At 43.2% G+C, this 12,359-nt stretch carries 13 protein-coding genes; 9 read left to right on the top strand and 4 right to left on the bottom strand.

Annotated elements, in window-relative coordinates; all coding sequences use genetic code 11:
• The first annotated feature begins 70 nt into the window (after positions 1-70).
• Complete coding sequence (gene mutY, locus B9A91_RS11310; RefSeq protein ID WP_084238525.1) at positions 71-1,120, top strand: A/G-specific adenine glycosylase; 1,050 nt, start codon at positions 71-73, stop codon at positions 1,118-1,120.
• 14 nt (positions 1,121-1,134) lie between these two features.
• Positions 1,135-1,566 (top strand): single-stranded DNA-binding protein, encoded by a 432-nt coding sequence (locus B9A91_RS11315; protein ID WP_084238528.1) that lies wholly within the window; start codon positions 1,135-1,137, stop codon positions 1,564-1,566.
• Between the two features lie 33 nt (positions 1,567-1,599).
• Here B9A91_RS11315 and glmS read toward each other — a convergent pair whose 3' ends face one another.
• From glmS to B9A91_RS11330, 3 genes are all read right to left on the bottom strand, one after another.
• Positions 1,600-3,438, bottom strand: a complete 1,839-nt coding sequence (gene glmS / locus B9A91_RS11320) for a glutamine--fructose-6-phosphate transaminase (isomerizing) (RefSeq protein ID WP_084238530.1) — start codon at positions 3,436-3,438, stop codon at positions 1,600-1,602.
• Between the two features lie 87 nt (positions 3,439-3,525).
• On the bottom strand, positions 3,526-5,001 hold the full coding sequence (locus B9A91_RS11325) for a DUF4270 domain-containing protein (RefSeq protein ID WP_084238533.1): 1,476 nt from the start codon (positions 4,999-5,001) through the stop codon (positions 3,526-3,528).
• A gap of 21 nt (positions 5,002-5,022) precedes the next feature.
• The gene (locus B9A91_RS11330; protein WP_144008901.1) at positions 5,023-5,853 is read right to left on the bottom strand and encodes a glycogen/starch synthase; all 831 of its coding nucleotides are present in this window, start codon (positions 5,851-5,853) and stop codon (positions 5,023-5,025) included.
• Between the two features lie 146 nt (positions 5,854-5,999).
• On the opposite strand from B9A91_RS11330, the gene panC reads away from it, so the two are divergent.
• The 3 genes from panC (at position 6,000) to B9A91_RS11345 (ending at position 8,471) form a co-directional block, all read left to right on the top strand.
• Positions 6,000-6,839, top strand: a complete 840-nt coding sequence (gene panC / locus B9A91_RS11335; RefSeq protein ID WP_084239684.1) for a pantoate--beta-alanine ligase — start codon at positions 6,000-6,002, stop codon at positions 6,837-6,839.
• A gap of 45 nt (positions 6,840-6,884) precedes the next feature.
• Entirely contained in the window at positions 6,885-7,235 is a 351-nt protein-coding gene (gene panD / locus B9A91_RS11340) for an aspartate 1-decarboxylase (protein ID WP_084238535.1), read from the top strand.
• A 96-nt stretch (positions 7,236-7,331) separates the two neighbouring features.
• The gene (locus tag B9A91_RS11345) at positions 7,332-8,471 is read left to right on the top strand and encodes an acyl-CoA dehydrogenase (RefSeq protein ID WP_084238537.1); all 1,140 of its coding nucleotides are present in this window, start codon (positions 7,332-7,334) and stop codon (positions 8,469-8,471) included.
• A gap of 160 nt (positions 8,472-8,631) precedes the next feature.
• Here the strand turns inward: B9A91_RS11345 and B9A91_RS11350 are convergent, their stop codons facing one another.
• Entirely contained in the window at positions 8,632-8,979 is a 348-nt protein-coding gene (locus B9A91_RS11350; protein ID WP_084238540.1) for a phage holin family protein, read from the bottom strand.
• An 18-nt stretch (positions 8,980-8,997) separates the two neighbouring features.
• On the opposite strand from B9A91_RS11350, the gene B9A91_RS11355 reads away from it, so the two are divergent.
• The 4 genes from B9A91_RS11355 (at position 8,998) to nusA (ending at position 12,251) form a co-directional block, all read left to right on the top strand.
• Positions 8,998-9,432, top strand: coding sequence for a hypothetical protein (locus B9A91_RS11355; protein ID WP_084238543.1), 435 nt, complete (start codon positions 8,998-9,000; stop codon positions 9,430-9,432).
• 215 nt (positions 9,433-9,647) lie between these two features.
• Entirely contained in the window at positions 9,648-10,307 is a 660-nt protein-coding gene (locus B9A91_RS11360) for a DUF6266 family protein (protein WP_084238545.1), read from the top strand.
• A 241-nt stretch (positions 10,308-10,548) separates the two neighbouring features.
• The gene (rimP, locus tag B9A91_RS11365) at positions 10,549-11,013 is read left to right on the top strand and encodes a ribosome assembly cofactor RimP (RefSeq protein ID WP_084238547.1); all 465 of its coding nucleotides are present in this window, start codon (positions 10,549-10,551) and stop codon (positions 11,011-11,013) included.
• Between the two features lie 2 nt (positions 11,014-11,015).
• Positions 11,016-12,251 (top strand): transcription termination factor NusA, encoded by a 1,236-nt coding sequence (gene nusA, locus B9A91_RS11370; protein ID WP_084238549.1) that lies wholly within the window; start codon positions 11,016-11,018, stop codon positions 12,249-12,251.
• The last annotated feature ends 108 nt before the right edge of the window (positions 12,252-12,359 follow it).

The raw sequence follows: 12,359 nt of genomic DNA on the forward strand, positions 1-12,359 counted from the left end.
TTGTCAGTTCTTCCATCACCGTATTGCAAGTTTTACGAAAATCAAATATTTACCCCGTATTTTTACAGCCATGAGTTTTCAAACTGAAATCGTAAACTGGTACTTTAAAAATAAGCGGGCACTGCCCTGGAGGGACACTACAGATGCCTACGTGATCTGGTTATCTGAAGTGATCCTGCAGCAAACCCGGGTAGAACAAGGCTTGCCCTACTTTAATAATTTTTTACAAAACTATCCAACAGTTCAGGATTTTGCCGCTGCAACGGAAACACAGGTCCTGAAATTATGGCAGGGGCTGGGCTATTACTCCAGGGGGAGGAACATGCTTTTTACGGCAAAGCAGGTATGCGAGCTATACAACGGACAATTCCCAACCAGTTACAACGAACTGATCAAACTAAAAGGGGTGGGCGAGTACACTGCGGCTGCCATAGCCTCTTTTTCTTCAAACGAAGCCAGGGCGGTGTTGGATGGGAATGTATTCCGGGTATTGGCCCGGTATTTCGGGATAGCGGAACCCATCAATAGCACAGCAGGAAAGAAACAGTTCCTGGAACTGGCGCAATCGCTCATCGAAGGCCAGGAGGCTTCGGTGTACAACCAGGCCATTATGGAGTTTGGTGCAATGCAGTGTAAGCCCAAATCGCCCGCCTGCAACAACTGCCCATTGGAAAGAACCTGTTTTGCCCGTAAACATCAGCAGGTGGCCAGCCTCCCTGTTAAACTCAATAAGCTCAAAAAACGTACCCGGTATTTCAATTATTTCCTCTGTACAGATAGGGAAAACATCCTGGTTAAGAAACGGAACCCGGGCGATATCTGGCAGGAACTTTACGATTTTCCGCTGATTGAAACGGATAAAAATTACCTGGAAGACCAGGAGCAATTTAGCCATATGCTCAAAAAAGCCTTTGGTAACGACTGTAAAATCACCGCTTTATCGCAGCAGAAGCATTTATTAACACACCAAACTATATATGTTCAATTTTTTGGTTTAGATAATTATATCATTAACTTTAATCAGAATGCAGAAATAAAATGGGTCTCATTGCAGGAGTTTGACGAATTGCCGCAACCTAAAGTGATCTCCAGTTTTGTAGCTAAGCATCTTATTACATAGAAAAACCAAAGTTCATGTCAGGTATTAACAAAGTTATTTTAGTCGGACATTTAGGCAAAGATCCTGAAGTCAGGCATTTAGACGGAGGTGTAACTGTAGCCAGTTTTCCACTGGCAACCTCAGAAACCTATAATAAAGACGGCAAGCGCGTAGAGCAAACAGAGTGGCACAATATCGTTTTGTGGAGAGGCCTGGCAGAAGTTGCCTCCAAGTATTTGCAAAAAGGTAAACTGGTGTATATCGAGGGTAAATTGCGTACACGCTCCTTTGAAGACCGGGAAAAAGTAAAGAAGTATGTTACTGAAGTGGTGGCAGAGAATTTTACTATACTGGGCAGGAAAAGCGATTTTGAGCAAACAGCGGTAAGCAGTGAAAATGCAGCCGCGCCAAAAAGCGAAACGGAATACCCAGATCTTACAGATCCTTCGGGCGATTTGCCCTTTTAAATAAAAAGGGTGCTTTTAAGCACCCTTTTTATTTTATTCTACCGTTACCGACTTGGCCAGGTTCCTTGGCTGGTCTACATTGCAGCCTCTCAAAACCGCTATATGATACGATAGCAATTGCAGTGGTATGGTTGCCAGTAAAGGCAAAAATGCCTCACTTGCATCCGGTATCTCTATGCAATAATCGGCCATTTTTCTAACCTCAATATCACCTTCGGTTACAATAGCCAGTACAATCCCTTTCCGGGCTTTCACTTCCTGGATATTGCTGATCACTTTCTCGTAGGAAGAGTTCTTGGTGGCGATCACCACAACTGGCATTTCTTCATCAATTAAAGCGATGGGGCCGTGTTTCATCTCGGCAGCAGGATAGCCCTCTGCATGGATGTAAGAAATCTCCTTCAGCTTTAAAGCCCCTTCCAGCGCTACAGGGAAACCGCTTCCCCTGCCCAGGAACAGGCAGTTCCGGGAGTCCTTGAATTTCTCAGAAATTTCCTTGATCATCTCATTCGACTCCAGTGCCATCTGGATCTTCTCCGGAATGCAATCCAGTTCAGTTAACAGTTCCACCAGTTTGGAATGGGTTAATGTTCCTTTTTGCTGTGCCATGTAAAAGGCCATTAGCGTAAGTACCGTAACCTGTGCGGTAAAGGCTTTGGTAGAGGCAACCCCGATTTCCGGCCCGGCATGGGTGTATACACCCGCATGGGTAAGCCTTGGAATGGATGCACCCACCACGTTGCAGACCCCAAAAATGGTGGCACCTTTTTCCTTGGCCATTTCTATGGCGGCCATTGTATCCGCTGTCTCACCAGATTGGGAAATGGCGATAACTACATCTTTCTCGGTAATGATCGGATTGCGGTACCTGAACTCTGAGGCATATTCAACCTCAACCGGGATGCGCGCATATTCTTCAATCAGGTACTCGCCCACCAGTCCGGCATGCCAGGACGTGCCGCATGCCACAATGATAATGCGGTCTATGTTCTTTAATTTATCGGCATATTCTTTTATTCCGCCAAGCTGCACCTTGCCCTCGTTCGGATAAATACGGCCCCGCATACAATCTCTTATCGAGCGTGCCTGCTCAAAGATCTCTTTCAGCATAAAATGCTCATAGCCGCCTTTTTCCAGCATCTCCAGCTTCAGTTCCAGCTCCTGGATATACGGACTCTGAACTACATTGTCCAAACGCTTGATCAGCAACTCATCGCGTTTTAAAAATGCGATCTCATTGTCGTTCAGGTAAATTACATTTTTAGTATATTCTACAATAGGGGTAGCGTCTGAGGCAATAAAATACTCCCCGTCGCCAACACCAATCACCATCGGGCTTCCTTTCCGGGCTGCAATCAGCTGGCCAGGTTGTTCTTCATCCATCACTACAATGGCATAGGCCCCGCTTACTTCATTTAAAGCAAGTCTAACCGCCTCTAAAAGATCAGTGTTGTCGTTTTTATAGATTTCTTCAATCAGGTGTACCAGTACTTCCGTGTCTGTATCGCTTTTAAACTCATGGCCACGCGTCAGCAGTTCTTCCTTAAGCGTTGCATAGTTCTCGATGATCCCGTTGTGGATGATGCTCAGCTTGCCATTGTTTGAAGTATGCGGGTGGGAATTCCTGTCGGAGGGTGCACCGTGTGTTGCCCATCTGGTATGGCCAATCCCGATCGATCCTGAAAGGTTTTTCCCGGCAGCAAAATTTTCCAGTTCCTGTACTTTTCCTGCCTTTTTATAGATATTTAATCCCGAATCGTTAATCAAAGCAATACCGGCACTGTCATAGCCACGGTATTCTAATCTCTTTAGTCCTTTAATAACAATGGGCCAGGCTTCTCTATGGCCTATGTAACCAACTATTCCACACATACAATAGGTTTATATTTAGGTATAAAAATAAATCCCCCGAAATTAAATATTCCCGGGGGATTTGACCACATCATCTGGCTAATTTTTTTAATTGACCTGTGTGTAATAAATATTCAATTTCAGGAGCTTATCTGCTGCAGCCGGATTTTTTTTCCATTTGCTGATGATCGATCTTGCTGCTGAAGTTACAGGAGGACTGATGTTAAATTCTGTAAGTGAGCTTGGGGCCAGGAAAGTTCCGTAATCTTCGGTTTTTCCATCCATTAAATCCTGTATATAGCTGGTGATGTTAAAAATATAACGCTTTCTAACAGAGTCAAAATAGCCGCCAAACAACAATTCGCTTTCCAAGGCCCTTGCATCTCCAATGTAAGTTTGGGTTCTGCGATCGTTATCTGGTACGTTGGCCCGCTGACCGGCAATGTCGTACCTGTACAATGAAAGTCGCTGCGCAGCGCTGAAAGGCAGTACGTCTGTTCCGGCGCTGAGGTCAATTACCAGTTCGGCTTTGTTGATCACTATTTTGGTATTCGCATTTCCACCTTTTGCCGGATCTGCTTTTTTATCTGCAAGGAATTTCTTGAGGTAAGGGAATGAAATTTTGTTTTTCAGTCCGCCCAAAGCCTGTAAATAAGTTACAGTATAAGGTGTAGCCGGGTTAGGATTGTCCAGTTGGGTTTTAACAGGAGTACCTGTATAATCATGTTTGATGGAAGCGTGTACCGGTCCGGCAGAAGCACCTGTTGAGCTGTTGCTGCCAATCGGGAAGTTTACCACTACCGTATCGGTATTGGCCGGAGTTGTGGCATTTGGCCGTTTATAATAGATCTCTACCCTGCTGTCCGACGCGTTTGCCGTAAAAAACATCATCCCGCCTTTGTCCGTCGCGCTAGAGGTCACATTCAATCCTTTAAAAGCCTTCCAGAAGTTGGCCGCTTTAGATAAGGTTACCGAGTCCAGGTTCATGATGTTGTTCTGGATAAACGCATTTGTCAGTTTAATCCTTACCTGTGGGACTACCGATTTAAGGGTGTCAGCACCTCCGGTTACAATATCTGTAATCTTAAATTTAGTGTTTGGCTTGATCTTTCCGCTATAAGTACCAATAACTGTGGGCTGAACAGGCCAGGTTTTATCTGTAGTGTACGATGTTTCTTTAGAAAGATCGTTGGCCAGCTGTTTTACCGTAAAGGTATAAACAGGGGCAATGGTATCGCCATAGAACTGCGTAGCATAAGGTAAAACCAATACCGCAGAGTCAATTACAGCGCCTGTGCCAAACTTATAGTCTGCCTGTGGCAGGCCAACCGACATGGATAGCGCGGCCTCCGATTTGCCAAAATCGGGATCGGTCATATAACCCAGTGGGTACCTTAAAAGACCTACGCCCGAACTAAGATCCTCTTTAAGTGTTTGAGAGGTAACTGTAACGCTGTCTACAAGCTCACCAAGTATGCCCTGGCCATCTTCCGTACCCAAACCAATGGTGTTGGAATCTTTACAGGAAGCAAAAAGAAAAAGACCTATCAACAGGGTTAATAAGTCTTGTTTTGTAAATTTCATATATATTTTAATAACCTGGGTTTATGCTATTGAAGCCAATTCTTCATCCGAAATCTCCTCATATAAAGAATAGAAGTTTTCAAAATTTTCGGTTAAATTATAAGCTAAAGTTGGTTTATTAGAATCTTTAACAAATTTTAACACATTTTCGCTGATGTTCTCATCGGCCAGAACCACAGCATCCGAGTAGCTAACAGCCCCCATATGCAAGGTATTGCAGTCTGCATTTTCAAATATCTTGGTGTCTTCAGCGGTCATGGCGTTCATGATCGCCTTTTTATGCAGATCGGCATTTAAAGTCTCGGTAAAGCAGTTCTCATAAATGGAGTAAACAACTTTTGAGTTTTTAAATGTAGGGTCGTTTTTGTACGTAGTTTTAATGTAAGCCGGTACCAGCGCGGTCATCCAGCCATGACAATGTACAATATCCGGTGCCCAGCCTAATTTTTTAACGGTTTCGAGCGCGCCTTTGCAAAAGAAGATTGTTCTTTCGTCGTTATCGGCATAAAACTTATCTTCCTTATCCCTGAATACATACTTGCGTTGAAAATAATCTTCATTGTCCAGGAAATATACCTGCATGCGGGCCGCAGGGATAGAGGCTACTTTAATGATTAAAGGGTTATCATTGTCGTCAATAATGATGTTCATTCCTGAAAGACGGATAACCTCATGCAATCTGTTCCTTCTTTCATTGATATTCCCGAACCTAGGCATCAATATGCGGATCTCAAATCCTTTATCCTGCATTGCCTGAGGTAATTGACGGGTAATTTCAGAAATCTTTGTGAGTTCAAGGAAAGGCGACATCTCGTGTGTAACAATCAGTAGCTTCGTTTTTGCCATCTCCATATTCTAAATAAAAATTTATGTTAAAGAAAAGATTATCAAGGGGCAAAGGTAAGCAAAATAATAACATTTATCAATATTATACGCAAGATGTTTTGTTGCTTGGGTATAAATAAGCAACTTTGCCCCTTGAAATTTTACAGGCTGGTTTGGAAGTAATAAATACTATTGCGGCATTAAAGTCGCTGCTTGGGCCAATTCAATTGACTCAACAGAAAATTGCCCTGGTACCTACAATGGGTGCCTTGCATAAAGGACATGTATCGCTGATCAAAATAGCACAGCAACAGGCTGATGTGGTGGTGTGCAGCATTTTTGTAAACCCTACCCAGTTTACAGATCCCAAAGACCTGGAAAAATACCCCCGCCCGCTGGAGCATGACCTCAAAATGTTAAGTGAAGCAGGCTGTAATGTGGTATTTATGCCCTCGGTTACAGAGATGTACCCCAAGCCCGAAGCCTGGCATATAGACCTGGGGCCGGCAGAGTTTCTTTTAGAGGGCGAATTCCGCAAAGGACATTACCAAGGCGTAACGCAAATCGTAAAAAAGCTTTTTGATGCCGTAAACCCCGATGTGGCCTTTTTTGGACAGAAAGATTTTCAGCAGGTACTCATGATCAAAAATATGGTCGCCTATTTCGACATGCCCTTGCAGATTGTTTCCTGCCCCATCATCAGGGAGGCCGACGGACTGGCCATGAGCTCGCGCAACATACACCTTACTGCGGCCGACCGTAAAAATGCACTGGTGCTGAGCCGTGCGCTCAGTTATGTTCAGGAAAATTTTGCTGACAAAAGCATTCCCGAGCTGCTGAAGGCTGCCAAAGAGATGATCAAAGCAACCCCGGGTGTAGCGCTGGATTATTTCACCATCGCCAATGGAGAAACCCTTTTGCCCGAGGAAGATAAGGCGCATCACAATATCGTTGCGCTGGTGGCGGCTAAAGTAGGCCAGACCCGCCTCATTGATAATATGATACTCAACTGAAACAAGAAAAACCAAGCATTGATAAATTTAGTTTAACTTTGCACCATGATTATCGAGATCTTAAAATCGAAAATACACCGTGTTAAAGTAACACAGGCAGAACTGAACTATGTTGGCAGCATCACTATTGACGAAGATCTGATGGATGCAGCCCAGATCATTCCCAACGAAAAGGTGCAGATCGTAAACAACAACAATGGCGAGCGTTTCGAAACCTACGTGATTAAAGGTGCACGTGGCAGTGGTACCATTTGCCTGAACGGTGCAACAGCCCGGAAAGTTCAGGTGGGCGATATCCTGATCATCATGTCTTACGGTTCCCTGCCCATAGAGGAAGCAAAAAAATACCATCCCATACTTGTATTCCCAGATGATAACAACCACTTGTTGAAATAGCTTAGTGTATTTTATTGCAAAATAATATTATGCAGCCATAGTAATTTGCCGGAGAATATATAAATTTGGCGTAACTTATTATTTTACAATATTATTATGCGATTTCAATTAAGTGAAGAACAATTGATGATCCAGCAGGCCGCCCGCGATTTTGCGCAGAACGAACTGAAACCTGGAGTTATCGAAAGAGATGAGCACCAGAAATTCCCTGCCGAACAGGTAAAAAAGCTTGGCGAACTGGGTTTTCTGGGAATGATGGTATCAGAAAAATACAATGGCAGTGGCCTGGATGCATTATCGTATGTACTGGTTATGGAAGAGCTGTCTAAAGTAGATGCATCTGCTTCGGTGGTCGTTTCTGTAAACAACTCACTGGTTTGCTACGGACTGGAATCTTATGGTTCCGAATATCAAAAGGAAAAATATTTAAAGCCACTTGCCGCTGGCGAAAAGATCGGTGCTTTCTGCTTATCAGAGCCTGAAGCCGGGTCGGATGCGACTTCGCAGCAAACCACAGCTGAAGATAAAGGCGATCATTACCTGCTTAACGGGACCAAAAACTGGATTACCAATGGCAGTACAGCTTCTACTTACCTTGTTATCGCACAAACAGATAAATCTTTGAAACATAAAGGCATCAATGCTTTTATCGTAGAAAAAGGAATGGAGGGTTTTACTGTAGGACCTAAAGAAAATAAACTGGGTATCAGGGGGTCTGATACACACTCGCTGATGTTTAACGATGTAAAAGTACCTAAGGAAAACCGCATAGGCGAAAATGGCTTCGGCTTTAAGTTTGCCATGAAAACCCTTGAGGGGGGGCGGATAGGTATTGCTGCTCAGGCATTGGGCATTGCTGCTGGTGCTTACGAACTGGCGCTGCAATATGCACAACAGCGCAAAGCTTTTGGTAAGCCCATTGCTGAGCACCAGGCCATAGCTTTCAAACTGGCCGATATGGCTACACAGATTGAAGCGGCCAGGATGCTGGTTTACAAAGCTGCCTGGCTCAAAGATCAGGGAGAACCTTATACACTGGCCGGCTCTATGGCCAAGCTATATGCTTCTAAAGTGGCAATGGACGTTACTGTTGAGGCAGTTCAGATTCACGGAGGCTACGGCTTTGTAAAAGAATATCATGTAGAGCGCCTGATGCGTGATGCAAAGATCACACAAATTTACGAAGGGACTTCCGAGATCCAGAAAATGGTAATTTCAAGGGAGATTATCAGGTAAAATGTTGTGGAGGTTCGGCTAAGAACAAAATTACCATTCTCTTCGTCCGCGAATTTTTAAGGCGCGAAAAGCACATAAAAATGATGCGTCCTCTGAGGAGGTAATTTTGTTTTTAAACGCCGAATTTGATTGTTTAATCTTTATCGCCGAGTTTAAACGCTTAGTCTTTGTCCGTTCCGGCAACGGCATTAAATACGGCCTTGATCAGTGCTACTACAATGGCCAGAAAAGCTGCTGCCCAGAAACCGGTGGTGTTGAATCCGCTCATCAGGTTGTCTACCAGTAAAATCATCAGTACCGTAATGATAAAAGATACCAAGCCTAATGTTAAAAAGTTAACAGGAAAGGTCATTACCCTTAAAATAAATCCGATAGTGGCGTTGGCCAGGGCTATTAAAACCGCGGCAATAATTGCCGTTCCGTAACCGTCTACCTGTACACCTGGAACGATGTAAGCCCCGATCAGTACGGCAAGGCCCATTAATAAAATTTCTACAATAAGTCTCATAATGTTTAATTTAGTGATATGGTTAAAAGTGTTGTTAAGTTATTTGCTGTTTTGTGTACCCTGGTGTGTTTGCTTGCCTGTTCATCTGCAAATAATAAGCCACTTTTAATTGGTTTTACGGCCGACAGTACGGCTATTGTTTTTAAGGGCATTGACAGAGCAGGTTTGCTGCAATTAAAAAGTATTAAAAATACCGATTCCATATTGTATAGCCTGATTTCTGTTTTAGAAACGCCTTCAGAAAAAAACCCGGCAATTCAGGAGGCGCCTGTTGAAGGGCGCTTTAAGCTGGGCAACGACAACTTGGTTTTTATTCCTTCCAGGCCGTTTGTTAAAGGTCGGGACTACCTGGTGATTACCCATTTGAACACCAAATTTGGAACGCTGAAAGATGCAATCAGCGGTGGATTGAACAATAGGGTTAAACCTGTACACCAATTATTAAGCAGGTAAAATGAAAGGGTAGCTAAAAGAATAGCGACCGGGTTTTGTTCGAGATTGATTTTAGGTTTATACAATGTTCATACAATAGTTATACAATTTTTATACAATGCTGATACAATTAAGTATTGTATAAACAAAGTATAATAAAAGCTTAAGAATTGTTAAAATAAAGTTTTATACTTAAATTAGTATCGGACTCATCTTAAATTACGTTAGAGCAGATTATGGGAAAAGCACCTGAAGGGATCGCCGGCCCTGTTTCCGGAAAAGTAGGCCCGCATGTCTACTATATTCTTAACGGCAAACCTTGCGTACGCAGTCTTCCAAGTAAAAGAAGCGGCAAAAAAACAAAAAGGGAGAAAAACAATACCACTGGTTTTGCAAAAGTACAGGCTTTTTTACGGCCTATCCAGTTGTTCTTAAAAGTAGGTTTTAAAAATTACGGTACTGCAACAGGCGGTTATAAAGGGGCGGTGTCTTATGCCTTGAAAAATGCGGTTGAAGGGGAGCATCCTGATCGGTTTGTGAACCCGGAAAAAGTAAGGGTTTGTGGTGGTGAGCTTCACTTCCCTGAGGCTTCGGATATTGTTGTGGAACCAGATTATACAGTGAGGTTTAACTGGAGCAAGGAAATTGGTGCGAACGGCAATTCGCGCGACCAGGTTTTTATGCTGGCTTATTGTCCCTCCGATATTGCGCTGCTAGGTGGCAAGGCAGTGGGCATTTCCACCGGTGCTTTCAGGATGACCGGAACAGATAGCCTGCAGCTTAGCCCTCAACGCCTGCCACAGCAATACCATATTTATATGGGCTTTATTGCCAGAGACAGGTCGCAGCAGGCACATAGCCAATATATGGGCAAGGTATTGGTGCCGGCCAGATAAATATTCCTTTGGAAAAATGTTGGCAATACGAACTTCCATGTCTGATTTCAGGGCAGAAGAATGGCTGGTAAACCTGCCGTTTTATGTGATTGCTGAATTGAAAAACCTGATTTGATTGTCTGGCTAAGCTATTGATTGCTAGCCGGCATTTTTATTTTGTAAAAATATTTCTTACATTTGCGGTGTAATAGAGGTAAGAGGGGACAGGAGTCCCCTCTTTTCTGTTATTGGCAAATTGGTTATGCAGGTAGAAAAAAGAGTAACAGAATTAGTTGAAGAGAAGATTTCGGACAGGCCCGAGCTGTTTTTAGTTGAGGTAAAAATGCTGCCAAACAATAAGCTTATTATTCATGTAGATGGCGATGAAGGGATCAGTATCCAGGATTGTGCGGCCATCAGCAGGCATGTAGGCTTTCATTTGGAAGAGGAAAATACAATTGAAAAAGCTTATAACCTGGAAGTCTCTTCACCAGGTGTTGGAGAGCCCTTAAAATTGAAGAGGCAATACCTTAAGAATATCGGCCGCGAGGTAAGTGTTAAGTTAAATGGCGGCGAGGTAAAAGAAGGAAAATTGCTGGCGGCGGATGAACAAGGGATTTCCATCGAGGCAAAAGTTAAAGAAAAAGGCAAAAAAGTTCAGCTGGTTGAAACCAGGGCAGACTTTGATAATATAACAGAAACAAAGGTTTTAATTTCATTTAAATAAAAATGAGCAATATTAATTTAATCGATTCATTTCAAGAGTTTAAAGACTTCAAGAACATCGACCGTCCTACAGTGATTAGTGTGCTGGAAGAGGTATTTCGCAGTATGTTGCGTAAAAAATATGGTACTGATGAGAATTGTGACGTAATCGTTAACCCGGATAACGGCGATTTGGAAATCTGGCGTACCAGGAAAGTGATGGAAGATGGTTTTTCTGAGGATGACGATCTGGAAATTGAACTTGCAGAGGTGAAGCAGCTGGACCCGGATATGGAGGTTGGAGACGATTACATCGAGCAGATCACGCTGGAAAGCTTTGGCCGCAGGGCAATTTTAGCTGCCCGTCAGACCCTGGTTTCTAAAGTTCTAGAACTGGAGAAAGACGAGATCTTTAAGAAATATAAAGACAGGGTTGGCGAAATTGTTACCGGTGAGGTTTACCAGGTATGGAAAAAAGAGACTTTGGTGCTGGATGATGAAGGCAATGAGTTGATGATGCCTAAAACGGAGCAGATTCCTGCCGATTATTTCAAAAAAGGAGATTCTGTTCGCGCGGTGATCCTGAAGGTGGATATGGTAAATGCTACGCCTAAGATCATCATTTCGAGGATTGCCCCTGAATTCTTACAACGTTTGTTTGAGATTGAGGTTCCTGAGATCTTTGACGGTTTGATCACCATTAAAAAGATTGTTCGCGAACCAGGTGAAAGGGCTAAGGTCGCTGTTGAATCTTACGACGACAGGATTGATCCGGTAGGTGCCTGTGTGGGTATGAAAGGCTCACGTATCCATGGTATCGTTAGAGAACTTAAAAACGAAAATATTGACGTAATTAACTTTACCAACAATATTTCGCTCTATATCACCAGGGCCTTAAGTCCGGCCAAGATCACTTCTATTAAGCTGGATGATGAAACCAAACATGCTTCGGTTTACCTGAAGCCAGATCAGGTTTCATTGGCTATCGGCCGTGGTGGTCACAACATTAAACTGGCAGGTAAACTGACTGGTTACGAGATCGATGTATATCGTGAGGCAGGTGAAGAAGATGAGGATGTGGATATCGAAGAATTCTCTGATGAAATCGATAGCTGGATCATTGATGAGCTGAAAGCGATAGGCTGTGATACGGCGAAAAGTGTGCTGGCACTTTCTGTAGATGAATTGGTAAAACGTACCGATTTAGAGGAAGAAACCATCAAAGAAGTGATGAGTATTTTGAAATCAGAGTTTGAATAAAATGCTTGTCAACGTGTTTACAAAATTCTGTAGTTATTAAAAACTAATTGACTACACATGAAATAAACAAGAATAAACGTTACTTTTGTATAAGAACTAATAGAAAAA

It is taken from the genome of Pedobacter africanus (genome assembly GCF_900176535.1).
Taxonomy (GTDB): Bacteria; Bacteroidota; Bacteroidia; order Sphingobacteriales; family Sphingobacteriaceae; genus Pedobacter; species Pedobacter africanus.